Source organism: Pseudomonas sp. VS40, assembly GCF_018587885.1.
Classification (GTDB): domain Bacteria; phylum Pseudomonadota; class Gammaproteobacteria; order Pseudomonadales; family Pseudomonadaceae; genus Aquipseudomonas; species Aquipseudomonas pergaminensis.
Window position 1 is genome coordinate 97,775 of sequence record NZ_JAGYWD010000012.1, and the last position, 16,135, is coordinate 113,909.

Annotated in this window: 13 protein-coding genes; 12 read left to right on the top strand and 1 reads right to left on the bottom strand. The window is 58.1% G+C overall.

Annotation, left to right across the window (positions count from 1 at the left end):
• Window positions 1-237 precede the first annotated feature (237 nt).
• The 8 genes from grpE to KHP07_RS26875 all read left to right on the top strand — a co-directional run bounded on the left by grpE (window position 238) and on the right by KHP07_RS26875 (window position 10,704).
• Complete coding sequence (gene grpE, locus KHP07_RS26840; protein WP_025857103.1) at window positions 238-798, top strand: nucleotide exchange factor GrpE; 561 nt, start codon at window positions 238-240, stop codon at window positions 796-798.
• Window positions 799-900: 102 nt separating this feature from the next.
• Window positions 901-2,817: a molecular chaperone DnaK gene (gene dnaK, locus KHP07_RS26845; RefSeq protein ID WP_015885931.1), complete on the top strand. Its 1,917-nt coding sequence runs from the start codon at window positions 901-903 to the stop codon at window positions 2,815-2,817.
• Between the two features lie 316 nt (window positions 2,818-3,133).
• Window positions 3,134-4,258 carry a molecular chaperone DnaJ gene (gene dnaJ, locus KHP07_RS26850; protein WP_071489991.1) on the top strand — a complete coding sequence of 375 codons (1,125 nt, stop codon included), beginning with the start codon at window positions 3,134-3,136 and terminating at the stop codon, window positions 4,256-4,258.
• 10 nt (window positions 4,259-4,268) lie between these two features.
• The gene (dapB, locus tag KHP07_RS26855) at window positions 4,269-5,075 is read left to right on the top strand and encodes a 4-hydroxy-tetrahydrodipicolinate reductase (RefSeq protein ID WP_078050221.1); all 807 of its coding nucleotides are present in this window, start codon (window positions 4,269-4,271) and stop codon (window positions 5,073-5,075) included.
• Window positions 5,076-5,334: 259 nt separating this feature from the next.
• Window positions 5,335-6,471: a glutamine-hydrolyzing carbamoyl-phosphate synthase small subunit gene (gene carA / locus KHP07_RS26860; RefSeq protein ID WP_214498346.1), complete on the top strand. Its 1,137-nt coding sequence runs from the start codon at window positions 5,335-5,337 to the stop codon at window positions 6,469-6,471.
• Window positions 6,472-6,576: 105 nt separating this feature from the next.
• On the top strand, window positions 6,577-9,798 hold the full coding sequence (gene carB, locus KHP07_RS26865) for a carbamoyl-phosphate synthase large subunit (protein WP_010206612.1): 3,222 nt from the start codon (window positions 6,577-6,579) through the stop codon (window positions 9,796-9,798).
• Entirely contained in the window at window positions 9,795-10,271 is a 477-nt protein-coding gene (gene greA, locus KHP07_RS26870) for a transcription elongation factor GreA (protein ID WP_003235048.1), read from the top strand. The genes carB and greA overlap by 4 nt, the downstream gene beginning before the upstream one ends.
• A gap of 28 nt (window positions 10,272-10,299) precedes the next feature.
• A complete protein-coding gene (locus KHP07_RS26875; protein ID WP_078050220.1) occupies window positions 10,300-10,704 on the top strand; it encodes an MFS transporter in 405 nt (134 codons plus the stop codon).
• A 19-nt stretch (window positions 10,705-10,723) separates the two neighbouring features.
• Here KHP07_RS26875 and KHP07_RS26880 read toward each other — a convergent pair whose 3' ends face one another.
• A complete protein-coding gene (locus tag KHP07_RS26880; protein ID WP_010206607.1) occupies window positions 10,724-11,032 on the bottom strand; it encodes a YhbY family RNA-binding protein in 309 nt (102 codons plus the stop codon).
• 106 nt (window positions 11,033-11,138) lie between these two features.
• Between KHP07_RS26880 and rlmE the strand changes: the two genes are divergently transcribed.
• From rlmE to glmM, 4 genes are all read left to right on the top strand, one after another.
• Window positions 11,139-11,789 carry a 23S rRNA (uridine(2552)-2'-O)-methyltransferase RlmE gene (rlmE, locus tag KHP07_RS26885; RefSeq protein WP_010206606.1) on the top strand — a complete coding sequence of 217 codons (651 nt, stop codon included), beginning with the start codon at window positions 11,139-11,141 and terminating at the stop codon, window positions 11,787-11,789.
• Window positions 11,790-11,989: 200 nt separating this feature from the next.
• On the top strand, window positions 11,990-13,900 hold the full coding sequence (gene ftsH / locus KHP07_RS26890) for an ATP-dependent zinc metalloprotease FtsH (RefSeq protein ID WP_010562674.1): 1,911 nt from the start codon (window positions 11,990-11,992) through the stop codon (window positions 13,898-13,900).
• An 8-nt stretch (window positions 13,901-13,908) separates the two neighbouring features.
• Entirely contained in the window at window positions 13,909-14,760 is an 852-nt protein-coding gene (gene folP, locus KHP07_RS26895; RefSeq protein ID WP_078050219.1) for a dihydropteroate synthase, read from the top strand.
• A gap of 16 nt (window positions 14,761-14,776) precedes the next feature.
• Entirely contained in the window at window positions 14,777-16,114 is a 1,338-nt protein-coding gene (gene glmM / locus KHP07_RS26900) for a phosphoglucosamine mutase (RefSeq protein ID WP_214498347.1), read from the top strand.
• Window positions 16,115-16,135: the final 21 nt, after the last annotated feature.

A 16,135-nucleotide genomic window follows, 5' to 3' on the forward strand; every position in this document is an offset into this window, starting at 1 on the left:
TTTAGGTCTGGTTATTTATACAGTGTTTTGTTTGGGGCTGACAATCCTGGCGCTTAGCTCGATTTGCTTGAATGGGCTTCTTTTTTAGCGCAATCAGGAATGTGGAGGCGGGAATTGATCCCGATCACCGGAAAGACTTTTGGTAACGCCTGCGCCCTTGAACCTGGAAATTGTGGCCCCATATACCGGAACAGAAGCGCGAGTTGGGTTCGCGCATGATTTTGAAAGGAGAAATCTATGGCTGACGAACAGACGCAGGATACGCAAACTCCAGACGCCAATTCGGCTGTCGGCGATGAGCTGGCAACTCGTGTGCAGGTGCTCGAAGAGCAATTGGCCGCTGCGCAGGACCAGTCTTTGCGTGTTGCCGCCGATCTGCAGAACGTCCGCCGCCGTGCTGAGCAGGACGTAGAGAAGGCTCACAAGTTCGCACTGGAAAAATTCGCCAGTGACTTGCTGCCGATCATCGACAGCCTGGAGCGTGGTCTCGAGTTGTCCAACCCGGATGACGAAAACATCCGCCCGATGCGCGAGGGGATCGAGCTGACCCTGAAAATGTTCCAGGACACCCTGAAGCGTTATCAGCTGGAAGCCATTGATCCAACTGGCGGCGAGCCGTTCAACGCTGAGCATCACCAAGCCATGGCCATGCAGGAAAGCCATGACCTGGAGCCTAACAGCGTGTTGAAAGTGTTCCAGAAGGGCTATCAGCTCAACGGTCGCCTGTTGCGCCCGGCGATGGTCGTGGTGAGCAAGGCGCCTGCACCGGTTTCGCCTTCTATTGATGAGCAGGCTTGAAATACGCCGCAAGGCCCCCATCTATAAGTCAAGCGTTTAAGTGCTACCGCAGTTAGCCACCACTGCTGCGGCATCCAAATTCAAGTTTCGGGAGAGTAAATCATGGGCAAAATTATCGGTATCGACCTGGGGACCACCAACTCCTGTGTCTCCGTCATGGAAAACGGCAAAGCCAAAGTTATCGAAAACGCCGAAGGCGCGCGTACTACGCCGTCGATCATTGCTTACGCAAATGATGGCGAGATCCTGGTTGGCCAGTCGGCCAAGCGCCAGGCTGTCACCAACCCGCACAACACCCTGTATGCGGTAAAACGTCTGATCGGTCGTAAGTTCGACGAAGAAGTCGTACAGAAAGACATCAAGATGGTGCCTTACAAAATCGCCAAGGCTGACAACGGTGACGCCTGGGTTGAGGTGAATGGCAACAAGATGTCTGCACCGCAGATTTCGGCTGAAGTCTTGAAAAAGATGAAGAAGACTGCCGAAGACTACCTCGGTGAAACAGTGACCGAAGCGGTGATCACCGTTCCGGCCTACTTTAACGACAGCCAGCGCCAGGCGACCAAAGACGCCGGCCGCATCGCGGGCCTGGACGTAAAACGTATCATCAACGAACCAACCGCAGCTGCTCTGGCTTACGGTATGGACAAGGCCAAGGGCGACCACACTGTGATCGTTTATGACCTGGGTGGCGGTACCTTCGACGTCTCGGTTATCGAGATCGCTGAAGTTGACGGCGAGCACCAATTCGAAGTGTTGGCCACCAACGGCGACACCTTCCTGGGTGGTGAAGACTTTGACATTCGTCTGATCGACTACCTCGTTGACGAATTCAAGAAAGAAAGCGGCATGAACCTCAAGGGTGACCCGCTGGCCATGCAGCGCCTGAAAGAAGCTGCCGAGAAGGCCAAGATCGAACTGTCCTCGAGCATGTCGACCGACGTGAACCTGCCGTACATCACTGCAGATGCCACCGGTCCTAAGCACTTGAACGTGAAGATCTCTCGCGCCAAGTTGGAAGCACTGGTTGAAGACCTGGTTCAGCGCACCATCGAACCTTGCCGCATCGCCCTGAAAGACGCCGGTATCGACGTGGGTTCCATCAACGACGTGATCCTAGTGGGCGGTCAGACCCGTATGCCACTGGTTCAGCAGAAAGTGACCGAGTTCTTCGGCAAGGAAGCACGTAAAGACGTGAACCCGGACGAAGCAGTTGCCATGGGTGCTGCCATCCAGGGCGCGGTATTGGCTGGTGACGTAAAAGACGTGTTGCTGCTGGACGTTAGCCCGCTGACCCTGGGTATCGAAACCATGGGCGGCGTGATGACTGCGCTGATCGAGAAAAACACCACGATTCCTACCAAGAAATCCCAAGTGTTCTCGACTGCCGATGACAACCAAGGCGCTGTGACCATTCACGTGCTGCAAGGTGAGCGTAAGCAAGCGGCTCAGAACAAGTCCCTGGGCAAGTTCGACCTGGCCGAGATTCCACCAGCACCACGTGGCGTGCCGCAAATCGAAGTCACCTTCGACATCGACGCCAACGGCATCCTGCACGTCGGCGCGAAAGACAAGGCGACTGGCAAAGAGCAGAAGATCACCATCAAGGCCAACTCCGGTCTGTCTGATGAAGAAATTCAACAGATGATTCGTGATGCTGAAGCCAACGCTGATGCGGATGCCAAGTTTGCCGAGCTGGCTGGCGCCCGTAACCAGGGTGATGCACTGGTTCACTCGACCCGCAAAATGGTCGCTGACGCTGGTGATAAAGTGACTGCTGAAGAGAAGGCTGCTATCGAAGCTGCCGTAGTTGCCCTGGAAGCCGCCGTTAAAGGCGATGACAAGGCCGCTATCGAAGCCAAGATCGAAGAGCTGTCGAAAGTCTCTGCACCTGTAGCGCAGAAAATGTATGCCGAACAAGGTCAGCCAGCTGACGGTGCCGCGCAACAGGCAGAGCCTGAAGCCAAGCATGACGACGTTGTCGATGCCGAGTTCGAAGAAGTCAAAGACCAGAAGTAAGTTGGTCGCCCGGTTGACCGCTATCAAGCGGTGACTGGTAGGATGTCGCCGCGCGGGAGCTTGCTCCCGCGTTGGCGTGTCTGGGGTATGTGAATTTTTACAGCATGCGACAGTGTTCGGGTGCTGGCGGTGTGATCGGGAATGCTCCTGCTTTCCGAGCAATAAATACCGCATTTTGGCCGGGTACCTGGCTAAAAGTAGTAATGACCAGGATCGTTGAATTGACGTGAGTTGGGTCCGGGCCTGTATTGGGGCTCAACGAGTTTGGCAGGGCTCAGGAGGGTCTGGCTGAACGTCCTTAAGAGTGCAAAGACTTATGGCAAAGCGTGACTATTACGAAGTGTTGGGTGTGGAGCGCGGCTCCAGCGAGACGGACCTGAAGAAGGCCTACCGTCGCTTGGCGATGAAGCACCACCCGGACCGTAATCCGGACAGCAAAGAATCCGAAGAGATGTTCAAAGAGGCCAATGAGGCCTACGAATGCCTGTCTGATCCCAACAAGCGTGCGGCCTACGACCAGTATGGCCATGCCGGTGTCGACCCAAGCATGGGCGGCGGCGGTGCCGGTTTTGGCGGTCAGAACTTCTCCGACATTTTCGGCGACGTATTCAGCGACTTCTTCGGCGGTGGTCGGGGTGGTCAGCGTGGTGGTGCCCAGCGTGGCAGCGACTTGCGCTACACGCTGGAGTTGAACCTGGAAGAAGCCGTGCGCGGTACCAGTGTCAATATCCGTGTGCCGACGCTGGTCAACTGCAAGCCGTGCGATGGCTCGGGCGCCAAGAAGGGCTCGTCGCCCATCACCTGCCCGACGTGCGGTGGTATTGGTCAGGTCCGCATGCAGCAGGGCTTCTTCTCGGTGCAGCAGACCTGCCCGCGCTGCCATGGCCAGGGCAAGATCATTTCCGATCCGTGCGACTCCTGTCACGGCGAAGGTCGTGTCGAAGAGTACAAGACGCTGTCGGTAAAAGTGCCGGCTGGCGTGGATACCGGTGACCGTATTCGCCTGTCGGGCGAAGGCGAGGCGGGTACCCAGGGTGGGCCTACGGGCGACCTGTACGTGGTGATCAACGTGCGCGAGCATTCGATCTTCCAGCGCGACGGCAAGCACCTGTTCTGTGAAGTGCCAATCAGCTTTGTTGATGCGGCGCTGGGTGGCGAGTTGGAGATTCCGACCCTTGATGGTCGCGTCAAGCTCAAGATCCCTGAAGGCACGCAGACCGGCAAACAGTTCCGCATCCGTGGCAAAGGCGTTGCGCCGGTGCGCGGTGGTGGCGCTGGTGACCTGATGTGTCGTGTGGCGGTGGAAACGCCGGTCAACCTGAATCGCCGTCAGCGCGAACTGCTGGAAGAGTTCCGCAGTTCGATGGAGGGTGATGACTCCCACTCGCCGAAAACCGCGGGCTTTTTCGATGGCGTGAAGCGCTTCTTCGGTGACCTGTAAGGAATTGAGTATGCGACGTATAGCCGTAATGGGCGCTGCCGGGCGCATGGGCAAGACGCTGGTCGAAGCGGTGCAGCAGCGCTCGCCGGCCTCCGGGCTGACCGCGGCGATCGTTCGTCCGGGCAGCACGTTGATTGGCGCGGATGCCGGTGAGTTGGCTTCGTTGGGGCGTATCGGTGTTTCGTTGTCCGGCAACCTGGAGCAGGTGGCCGACGAGTTCGACGTGCTGATCGATTTCACTCTGCCGGATGTGATGCTGAAGAACCTGGCTTTTTGCCGCAAGGCGGGCAAGGCGATGGTGATCGGCACCACCGGTTTGACGCTTGATCAGAAGCAGTTGCTGGTGGAGGCGGGCAAGGATATTCCTATCGTCTTCGCAGCCAACTTCAGCGTGGGTGTGAACCTGTCGCTCAAGCTGCTTGATCTGGCGGCCCGTGTGCTCGGGGATGAAGCGGATATCGAAATCATCGAGACCCATCACCGCCACAAGATCGACGCACCTTCGGGCACCGCGCTGCGCATGGGTGAGGCGATTGCCGATGCGCTCGGTCGCGACTTGTCGAAAGTGGCAGTGTACGGGCGCGAAGGCCATACCGGTGCGCGTGCGCGTGACACCATCGGGTTTGCAACCGTACGCGGTGGTGATGTGGTGGGGGATCACACCGTATTGTTCGCCACGGAGGGTGAGCGCCTGGAAATCACGCACAAGGCGTCCAGTCGCATGACGTTTGCCAAGGGGGCGGTACGTGCTGCGCTCTGGCTGGAAGGTCGCGAGGCGGGCCTTTACGACATGCGCGATGTGCTGGATCTGCACTAATCAGTAGCAAAAAAGGGGTCTCAAGCTTATGCTTAGGCCCCGTTTTTACCCGCTAAGCGACGCCCTGTCGCATTCCCCTGCCTTTAAGGCTCATTAGCGGTGGACCAAAAAAGCCTTTTTCTGTAAGCTACAGCTTTAGTGTGTCCACTAAAAGCGCGCAGAATAATTCAGTGAAGAAGCGGGGTGACGTGTCCATACGTCACTCCGCTTTTTTACAACCTGCGATCGCCCTTTCAGGCTTTATTTACGGGAGGTCTTCTTGACTAAGCCAGCCATACTCGCCCTTGCTGATGGCAGCATTTTTCGCGGCGAAGCCATTGGAGCCGACGGTCAGACCGTTGGAGAGGTGGTGTTTAACACTGCCATGACCGGCTATCAGGAAATCCTTACCGATCCTTCCTACGCCCAACAGATCGTTACCCTGACCTATCCGCACATCGGCAACACCGGTACTACACCGGAAGATGTCGAGTCTGATCGTGTCTGGTCGGCTGGTCTGGTGATTCGCGACCTGCCACTGGTTGCGAGCAACTGGCGTAACACGATGTCGCTGTCCGATTACTTGAAAGCCAACAACGTTGTGGCGATCGCTGGTATCGATACGCGCCGCCTGACACGCATCCTGCGTGAAAAAGGCTCGCAGAACGGCTGCATCATGGTCGGTGACAATATTTCCGAAGAGGCGGCGATTGCCGCAGCGCAAGGCTTCCCTGGCCTGAAGGGCATGGACCTGGCGAAAGTCGTCAGCGTCAAAGAGAAGTACGAGTGGCGCTCCACGGTCTGGGACTTGAAGACGGACAGCCACGCGACCATCGATGCTGCCGAGTTGCCTTACCACGTGGTCGCCTACGACTACGGTGTGAAGTACAACATCCTGCGCATGCTGGTCGAGCGCGGTTGCCGCGTGACCGTGGTGCCGGCGCAAACCCCGGCCAGCGACGTGCTCGCCCTGCAGCCGGACGGCGTGTTCCTGTCCAACGGCCCGGGTGACCCTGAGCCTTGCGACTACGCTATCCAGGCGATCAAGGACGTGCTGGAAACCGAGATTCCAGTATTCGGTATCTGCCTCGGCCACCAGTTGCTGGCCCTGGCCTCCGGCGCCAAGACCCTGAAAATGGGGCACGGCCACCACGGTGCCAACCACCCTGTGCAAGACCTGGACACCGGCGTTGTGATGATCACCAGCCAGAACCACGGTTTTGCGGTAGATGAAGCCACCTTGCCGAGCAACGTGCGCGCCACTCACAAGTCGCTGTTCGACGGTTCCCTGCAGGGTATCGAGCGCACCGACAAGAGCGCGTTCAGCTTCCAGGGCCACCCTGAAGCCAGCCCGGGCCCGAACGACGTAGCGCCGCTGTTCGATCGTTTCATCAATGAGATGGCCAAGCGACGCTGACTGAGCGGCCTGCGGGCGGCCCCGGATTTCGGTGGCCCCCGCAGGCTCTTCAAAGATTGTTCAAGACGGCTTGCCGACTGACCTGCGGATTTGAGTGACAAACCCATGCCAAAACGTACAGACATAAAAAGCATCCTGATTCTCGGCGCTGGCCCGATCGTGATCGGCCAGGCCTGCGAATTCGACTACTCTGGCGCCCAGGCCTGTAAAGCCCTGCGCGAGGAGGGCTACCGCGTCATCCTGGTGAACTCCAACCCAGCCACCATCATGACCGACCCGGCCATGGCCGACGCTACCTACATCGAGCCGATCAAGTGGCAGACCGTTGCCAAGATCATCGAAAAAGAGCGTCCAGACGCGCTGCTGCCAACCATGGGCGGCCAGACTGCATTGAACTGCGCCCTGGACCTGGAGCGCGAAGGCGTCCTGGAAAAATTCGGCGTAGAGATGATCGGCGCCAATGCCGACACCATCGACAAGGCTGAAGACCGTTCGCGTTTCGACAAGGCCATGAAGTCCATCGGCCTGGCTTGCCCGCGTTCCGGTATCGCCCACAGCATGGAAGAAGCCAATGCGGTCCTCGAGACCCTGGGCTTCCCGTGCATCATCCGTCCGTCCTTCACCATGGGCGGCACTGGTGGCGGTATCGCATACAACCGTGAAGAGTTCGAAGAGATCTGCGCCCGCGGCCTGGACCTGTCGCCGACCAAAGAGCTGCTGATCGACGAATCCCTGATCGGCTGGAAAGAATACGAGATGGAGGTGGTCCGCGATAAGAAGGACAACTGCATCATCGTCTGCTCCATCGAAAACTTCGACCCGATGGGCGTGCACACCGGTGACTCGATCACCGTGGCGCCGGCACAAACCCTGACCGATAAGGAATACCAGATCCTGCGTAACGCCTCCCTGGCGGTATTGCGCGAGATCGGCGTGGAAACCGGCGGTTCCAACGTTCAGTTCGGTATCTGCCCGAACACTGGCCGTATGGTCGTGATCGAGATGAACCCGCGTGTATCCCGTTCGTCGGCCCTGGCATCGAAAGCCACCGGCTTCCCGATCGCCAAGGTCGCTGCCAAGCTGGCCGTGGGCTACACCCTGGACGAATTGTCGAACGACATCACCGGCGGCAAGACCCCGGCGTCCTTCGAGCCATCCATCGACTACGTGGTCACCAAGCTGCCACGTTTTGCCTTCGAGAAATTCGCCAAGGCTGATGCACGCCTGACCACCCAGATGAAATCTGTGGGTGAAGTCATGGCCATCGGTCGCACGTTCCAGGAATCCCTGCAGAAAGCACTGCGCGGCCTGGAAGTGGGCGTTTGCGGCCTGGACGAGAAACTCGACCTGAGCAACCCGGAAAGCATGAGCGTGCTCAAACGCGAGCTGACCGTGCCTGGCGCCGAGCGTATCTGGTACGTGGCTGACGCCTTCCGCGCCGGCATGACCGTCGAAGACATCTTCGGCATGAACATGATCGATCCGTGGTTCCTGGTACAGATCGAAGATCTGATCAAGGAAGAAGAGAAGGTCAAGACCCTGGGTCTGGCCAGCATCGACCGCGACATGATGTTCCGCCTCAAGCGCAAAGGCTTCTCCGACCAGCGTCTGGCCAAATTGCTGGGTGTGACCGAGAAGAACCTGCGCACACATCGCCACAAGCTGGAGATCTTCCCGGTCTACAAGCGCGTTGACACCTGCGCGGCCGAGTTCTCCACCGACACCGCCTACCTGTACTCCACCTATGAGGAAGAGTGCGAAGCCGCGCCGTCGGGTCGCGACAAGATCATGATTCTGGGTGGCGGTCCAAACCGTATCGGCCAGGGTATCGAGTTTGACTATTGCTGCGTCCACGCCGCCCTCGCGCTGCGCGAAGATGGCTACGAGACCATCATGGTCAACTGCAACCCGGAAACCGTTTCCACCGACTACGACACCTCCGACCGCCTGTACTTCGAGCCAGTGACCCTGGAAGACGTGCTGGAAATCGTACGCGTCGAGAAGCCGAAAGGCGTGATCGTCCAGTACGGCGGCCAAACCCCGCTGAAACTGGCGCGTGCCTTGGAAGCCGCCGGCGTTCCGATCATTGGCACCAGCCCGGACGCTATCGACCGTGCAGAAGACCGCGAGCGCTTCCAGCAAATGGTTGAGCGCCTGAACCTGCGTCAGCCGCCAAACGCCACTGTGCGCAGCGAAGACGAAGCCATCCGTGCAGCCAGCAAGATCGGCTACCCGCTGGTGGTGCGCCCGTCCTATGTACTGGGCGGCCGTGCGATGGAAATTGTCTACGAAGAAGAAGAGCTCAAGCGTTACCTGCGCGATGCGGTGAAAGTGTCCAACGACAGCCCGGTGCTGCTTGACCACTTCCTCAACTGCGCCATCGAGATGGATGTGGATGCGGTCTGCGACGGTACCGATGTAGTGATCGGCGCGATCATGCAGCACATCGAACAGGCTGGCGTTCACTCCGGTGACTCCGCTTGCTCGCTGCCGCCTTACTCGCTGCCGGCGCACATCCAAGATGAGATGCGCGAACAGGTCAAGAAAATGGCCTTGGAATTGGGTGTAGTCGGCCTGATGAACGTACAGTTGGCGCTGCAAGGCGAAGACATCTACGTCATTGAAGTCAACCCGCGTGCTTCGCGTACCGTGCCATTTGTTTCCAAGTGCATCGGTGTCTCCCTGGCCATGATCGCTGCCCGCGTGATGGCAGGTAAGACCCTGAAGGAAATCGGCTTCACCAAGGAAATCATTCCAAACTTCTACAGCGTGAAAGAGGCGGTGTTCCCATTCGCCAAGTTCCCGGGTGTGGACCCGATCCTGGGCCCAGAGATGAAGTCCACCGGTGAAGTGATGGGTGTAGGCGATACCTTCGGTGAAGCTTTCGCCAAGGCCCAGATGGGCGCCAGCGAAGTACTGCCGACCGGCGGTACTGCCTTCATCAGCGTGCGTGATGACGACAAGCCACTGGTTGCAGGTGTAGCCCGTGATCTGATCAACTTGGGCTTCGAAGTCGTGGCCACCGCCGGGACCGCCAAGCTGATCGAAGCTGCCGGCCTGAAAGTGCGTCGCGTGAACAAGGTGACGGAAGGCCGTCCGCATGTGGTCGACATGATCAAGAATGACGAAGTCACGCTGATCATCAACACCACCGAGGGTCGTCAATCGATCGCGGATTCCTACTCCATTCGTCGTAACGCCTTGCAGCACAAGATCTACTGCACCACCACCATTGCTGCTGGCGAAGCCATCTGCGAAGCGCTCAAGTTCGGTCCGGAAAAGACCGTGCGTCGCTTGCAGGATCTACACGCAGGATTGAAGGCATGACCAAATACCCAATGACCGTCCAGGGCTTTAAGGCCCTGGAAGAGGAGCACGCCCATCTGACCAAGGTCGTACGTCCAAAGCTGAGCCAGGACATCGGTACGGCCCGCGAACTGGGTGACCTGAAGGAAAACGCCGAATACCATGCTGCCCGCGAGCAGCAGGGTATGGTCGAGGCGCGGATCCGTGACATCGAAGGCCGCCTGCAGAACTCGGTGGTCATCGATGTGACGACCATTCCGAAGACTGGCAAGGTGATTTTCGGCACGACTGTGGAAATCGCCAACGTCGAGACTGACGAAAGTGTGGTCTATCACATCGTTGGCGAAGATGAGGCTGACTTCAAACTCGGCAAGATTTCCGTCGGTTCTCCACTTGCCCGCGCCTTGATTGCTAAGGAAGAGGGCGATGTGGTGGCTGTGAAGACGCCAGGCGGCGTAATCGAGTACGAGATCGTTGAAGTTCGTCACGTCTGAAAGGCGGCGCCCGCTTCGTGCGGGCGCCATGCTTTGGCAGCTTTCCCAGATGCTTTGGGTCGGCGGCCTGTGGTTGTTGCATATTGGTGTACTGCCGGCGCTGGGCCTTATTGGCCTGGCACCGTTGCTGATCGATGAGATCGATGGATTACTCAGCGCGTTGCTGGTGGGTTTCGCGGCGGCGTGCGTGACGCTCCAGGCGTTGGTGCTGGTCAAGGCCGAGGGCTTGGGGAGTCTATGGCGGGATATTCGCGGGCAACTGCTGTTGATGGCGCTGTATGCGTGCGCAATGTTTTGTGTGGTGCATGTCTGGCTGCCGGAGGCGTTGCGCTGGCAGCTGTTCAGCTATCTTGTGCTAGGGTTCTCCGGCCTGGTGCTGGTCATGCAGCCGGCACCGGGATGGAGTGGCAGGGCACGCGAAGCGCGCCCATGACCCTTTTGTAATTTAAACGCTACTTGAAGCGGTGTACGTTCGACAGTTGCTTGTTGACGCTGAAGTTCTTGCGATAAAGCAGCGCCATCTTGCCGATGACCTGGACCAGGTCCGCTTTGCCCACCTTGCACAGTTCTGCAATGGCGGCCAGGCGCGCTTCGCGGTCAAGGATGTTGACCTTGATCTTGATCAGTTCATGATCGTTCAGTGCACGTTCGAATTCGGCTAACACACCTTCAGTCAAACCGTTATCTGCCACAATCAGAACTGGTTTCAGATGGTGGCCAATGGATTTGTACTGTTTCTTCTGCTCTTGAGTGAGCGGCATAATCTGACCCCTGCGTCTGATCTTGTAAAAAGCGGCGGCCAGTTTACCCGAGCGAGTCCGGGACCGCCCAGTTAATCACGACCCGTTTTATTTTTCGAGGTGGCCCGTGGCCCGTTCCAAAACCAGCCTTAAGTGGCTACAAGAACATTTCAACGATCCTTACGTCAAAAAGGCGCAAAAGGACGGCTACCGTTCCCGGGCCAGCTACAAGCTGCTGGAGCTGCAGGACAAGGACAAATTGTTTCGCCCCGGCATGAGCGTGATCGACCTGGGCGCCGCCCCGGGTGGCTGGTCCCAGGTGGCCAGTCGTCTGATTGGTGGGCAAGGCCGCTTGATCGCTTCCGACATCCTGGAGATGGACAGTATCCCGGATGTGACCTTTGTACACGGTGACTTTACCCAGGACGCTGTCCTGGCCGAGATCCTGGAAGCTGTAGGAAATTCGCAAGTGGACCTTGTGATTTCCGACATGGCCCCCAATATGAGTGGATTACCGGCTGTTGATATGCCGCGCGCCATGTTCCTCTGCGAGTTGGCACTGGATCTGGCGGGTCGGGTATTGCGTCCGGGTGGTGATTTCCTGGTCAAGGTCTTCCAGGGTGAAGGCTTCGACGAGTACCACAAGAACATCCGCAAGCTGTTCGACAAGGTACAGATGCGCAAACCGGACTCTTCTCGTGACCGGTCTCGCGAGCAGTATCTGTTGGCGCGGGGGTTCCGCGGAATCGAAGGCGCCGCCAGTGATGAGCGTCTTTGAAGGTTTGAAGGGAGTCGATAGGTTTTTTTATATCGCTTTCGTCACGAAGCTTTACGAATATTGTGTAGTCAAAGTTTCACAAAGGGTTACAGACGGCGCCTGCCAGTGTTGTAGGTAATGTAGTAAGTTAGGCCGGTGAATATCATGCGAAGCGCGCGCCAGTAGCGGAGCTTGCTTCAGAGGGTAGTTAATTGAACGATATGGCAAAGAATCTGATCCTGTGGTTGATCATCGCGGCTGTCCTGGTGACGGTGATGAACAACTTCTCCAGCCCTAACGAGCCGCAGACCCTCAACTATTCCGACTTCATCCAGCAAGTTAAGGATGGCAAGGTCGAGCGCGTAGCGGTTGATGGCTACGTGATCACCGGCAAACGCAACGATGGCGACAGCTTCAAGACCATTCGTCCGGCAATCCAGGACAACGGTCTGATCGGCGACCTGGTGGACAACCACGTGGTTGTCGAAGGCAAGCAGCCTGAGCAGCAGAGCATTTGGACCCAGTTGCTGGTAGCCAGCTTCCCGATCCTGGTGATCATTGCCGTGTTCATGTTCTTCATGCGCCAGATGCAAGGCGGTGCGGGCGGCAAGGGCGGGCCGATGAGCTTTGGCAAGAGCAAGGCACGCCTGCTCTCCGAAGATCAGGTGAAAACCACCCTGGCTGACGTTGCTGGTTGCGACGAAGCCAAAGAAGAAGTGGGCGAGTTGGTCGAGTTCCTGCGCGATCCGGGCAAATTCCAGCGCCTCGGCGGCCGCATTCCTCGCGGTGTGTTGATGGTTGGTCCTCCGGGTACCGGTAAAACCTTGCTGGCCAAGGCGATTGCTGGTGAGGCGAAGGTGCCTTTCTTCACCATTTCCGGTTCTGACTTCGTCGAGATGTTCGTCGGCGTGGGCGCCAGCCGTGTTCGCGATATGTTCGAACAGGCTAAAAAGCATGCGCCTTGCATCATTTTCATCGATGAAATCGACGCCGTTGGTCGCCACCGTGGCGCCGGCATGGGCGGCGGTCATGATGAGCGTGAGCAGACCCTTAACCAGTTGCTGGTTGAGATGGACGGCTTTGAAATGAACGACGGCATCATCGTGATTGCTGCAACCAACCGTCCGGACGTTCTGGACCCTGCGTTGCTGCGTCCAGGCCGTTTCGACCGCCAGGTTGTGGTTGGCTTGCCGGATATCCGTGGTCGCGAACAGATCCTGAAAGTACACATGCGCAAAGTGCCAATGGGTGACGACGTGGCTCCGGCCGTGATTGCCCGTGGTACTCCAGGCTTCTCCGGTGCCGACCTGGCCAACCTGGTCAACGAGGCTTCGTTGTTTGCTGCCCGTACCGGCAAGCGCATCGTGGAGATGAAAGAGTTCGAATTGGCGAAAGACAAGATCATGATGGGCGCCGAGCGCAAATCCATGGTCATGTCCGAGAAAGAGAAGCAGAACACCGCTTATCACGAAGCCGGTCACGCCATTGTCGGTCGCGTTGTGCCTGAGCACGACCCGGTCTACAAAGTGTCGATCATTCCTCGTGGTCGGGCGCTGGGTGTCACGATGTTCCTGCCGGAAGAGGATCGCTATAGCCTCTCCAAGCGTGCACTGATCAGCCAGATCTGCTCGCTGTACGGTGGCCGGATTGCTGAGGAGATGACCCTGGGCTTCGATGGTGTCACTACCGGCGCTTCCAACGACATCATGCGTGCCAGCCAGATTGCACGGAACATGGTGACCAAGTGGGGCTTGTCGGAAAAACTCGGCCCGCTGATGTATGCCGAGGAAGAAGGCGAAGTGTTCCTAGGTCGTGGCGGTGGCGGTCAAAACGCCAGCTTCTCCGGTGAGACAGCCAAGCTGATCGACTCCGAAGTGCGCAGTATCATTGACCAGTGCTACGGCACGGCCAAGCAGATCCTGACTGATAACCGCGACAAGCTGGACGCGATGGCCGACGCGCTGATGAAGTACGAGACCATTGATGCCGACCAGATCGACGACATCATGGCTGGCCGCACGCCGCGTGAGCCTCGCGATTGGGAAGGCGGTTCGGGCACCTCTGGCACACCGCCGGTGGTTCAGAATGAACGCCCTGAAACCCCGATCGGCGGCCCTGCAGCCGACCACTAAGGTTTGAAATGACTTCTGCGTTGTCCTCCACCCGGTTGCCTTGCGGCAACCGGGTTCTTGATTTGGCCCATACACATGTCATGGGCATTCTTAATGTAACCCCTGACTCCTTTTCCGACGGTGGCCGCTTCAGCCAGCTTGATGCTGCATTGCGTCATGCAGAGGCGATGGTCGCCGCAGGGGCGACGCTGATTGATGTCGGTGGTGAGTCGACTCGGCCTGGCGCTCGCGTGGTTTCTCCCTTGGAGGAGCTGGAGCGAGTGGCGCCAATAGTCGAGCGCATTGCGCGTGAGCTGGATGTGATCATCTCGGTGGACACCTCGACGCCAGCAGTGATGCGCGAAACTGCGCGGCTGGGCGCGGGGTTGATCAACGATGTGCGCTCCCTCCAGCGCGACGGTGCCCTTGATGCTGCTGCCGCGACCGGGTTGCCGGTGTGCCTGATGCATATGCTCGGAGAACCCGGCAATATGCAGGACAATCCTCACTATGATGATCTTGTGGGCGAAGTCAGCGGTTTCCTCGCTGAGCGGGTCGCTCAATGTACTGTCGCGGGGATTGCTGCGGAAAAGATCATCCTTGATCCCGGCTTTGGCTTCGCCAAGACCCTGCAGCACAATCTAAGTCTGTTCAAACATATGGAATCCCTGCATGCCCTTGGTCGACCCCTTCTGGTCGGCGTTTCGCGCAAAAGCATGATAGGGCTGGCCCTGAATCGCCCGGTGGGTGAGCGGCTGTACGGTGGTCTTGCACTGGCAGCGCTTGCAGTAAGCAAAGGCGCGCGTATCTTGCGTGTGCATGATGTTGCCGAAACAGTGGATGTGGTGCGCATGATTGCCGCAGTAGAATCAGCCGAATAAGAATGATGGAGCACTTATGACTAAGAAATACTTTGGCACCGACGGTATCCGTGGTCGGGTCGGCGAATACCCGATTACTCCTGATTTCATGCTCAAGCTAGGTTGGGCTGCGGGCATGGCGTTCCGGAGCATGGGCGCTTGCCGCATCCTGGTGGGTAAAGACACTCGTATTTCCGGTTACATGTTCGAATCCGCGCTCGAGGCTGGCCTGTCCGCCGCGGGCGCAGATGTCATGCTGCTAGGCCCCATGCCGACACCGGCGATCGCTTACCTGACGCGTACCTTTCACGCTGAAGCCGGTATTGTGATCAGTGCTTCGCACAATCCTCATGATGACAACGGCATCAAATTCTTCTCGGGGCAGGGCACCAAGCTGCCGGACGAGATCGAGTTGATGATCGAAGAGCTGCTGGATACGCCGATGACGGTGGTTGAGTCCAGCAAGCTGGGCAAGGTGTCGCGAATCAATGACGCCTCTGGCCGGTATATCGAATTTTGCAAAAGCAGTGTGCCCAGCAGCACCAATTTCGCCGGACTGAAGATTGTGGTCGATTGCGCACATGGCGCGACCTACAAAGTGGCGCCAAGCGTATTCAAGGAATTGGGCGCGGACGTTACAGTCCTGTCGGCCCAGCCTAACGGGCTGAACATCAATGACAACTGCGGCTCCACACACATGGAGCAATTGCAGGCCGCCGTCCTTGCCGAACATGCCGACCTGGGCATTGCTTTTGACGGTGACGGTGACCGTGTGCTGATGGTGGATCACACCGGGGCCATCGTTGATGGCGATGACCTCTTGTTCATCATTGCCCGCGACCTGCACGAGCGTAACAAGCTGCAAGGCGGTGTTGTCGGTACCTTGATGAGTAACCTGGGGCTTGAATTGGCCTTGGCGGACCTGGGTATTCCGTTTGTGCGCGCCAATGTCGGTGACCGCTATGTGATCGCCGAGCTGCTCGAGCGTAACTGGCAGGTGGGTGGCGAGAATTCCGGTCACGTTGTCTGCTTCCAGCACACCACTACGGGCGATGCGATCATTGCTGCGCTGCAGGTTCTGTTGTCGCTGCGCCGTCGCGAAGAGAGCTTGGCCCAGGCGCGCCAGGCGCTGCGCAAATGTCCGCAAGTACTGCTGAATGTACGGTTTGCCGGCGGCGAAAACCCGATCGAGCACCCGGCTGTCAAAGAGGCGTGCGAGCGCGTGACCCTGGCAATGGCGGGGCGTGGCCGCGTGCTGTTGCGCAAGTCCGGCACAGAGCCGCTGGTGCGCGTCATGGTCGAAGGTGACGACGAAACACAGGTTCGCGGCCATGCCGAAGACCTGGCAAAACTGGTAACTGAAGTTTGCGCCTGAATTCGGCTTGCCAGTGATGAT

Excerpts from the sequence above, each read along its gene's own strand:
- ftsH (WP_010562674.1), top strand. The coding sequence starts at position 11,990 with ATGGCAAAGAATCTGATCCTGTGGTTGATCATCGCGGCTGTCCTGGTG.
- folP (WP_078050219.1), top strand. The coding sequence starts at position 13,909 with ATGACTTCTGCGTTGTCCTCCACCCGGTTGCCTTGCGGCAACCGGGTT.
- carB (WP_010206612.1), top strand. The coding sequence starts at position 6,577 with ATGCCAAAACGTACAGACATAAAAAGCATCCTGATTCTCGGCGCTGGC.
- KHP07_RS26880 (WP_010206607.1), bottom strand. The coding sequence starts at position 11,032 with ATGCCGCTCACTCAAGAGCAGAAGAAACAGTACAAATCCATTGGCCAC.
- dapB (WP_078050221.1), top strand. The coding sequence starts at position 4,269 with ATGCGACGTATAGCCGTAATGGGCGCTGCCGGGCGCATGGGCAAGACG.
- KHP07_RS26875 (WP_078050220.1), top strand. The coding sequence starts at position 10,300 with ATGCTTTGGCAGCTTTCCCAGATGCTTTGGGTCGGCGGCCTGTGGTTG.
- greA (WP_003235048.1), top strand. The coding sequence starts at position 9,795 with ATGACCAAATACCCAATGACCGTCCAGGGCTTTAAGGCCCTGGAAGAG.
- grpE (WP_025857103.1), top strand. The coding sequence starts at position 238 with ATGGCTGACGAACAGACGCAGGATACGCAAACTCCAGACGCCAATTCG.
- dnaJ (WP_071489991.1), top strand. The coding sequence starts at position 3,134 with ATGGCAAAGCGTGACTATTACGAAGTGTTGGGTGTGGAGCGCGGCTCC.
- glmM (WP_214498347.1), top strand. The coding sequence starts at position 14,777 with ATGACTAAGAAATACTTTGGCACCGACGGTATCCGTGGTCGGGTCGGC.
- dnaK (WP_015885931.1), top strand. The coding sequence starts at position 901 with ATGGGCAAAATTATCGGTATCGACCTGGGGACCACCAACTCCTGTGTC.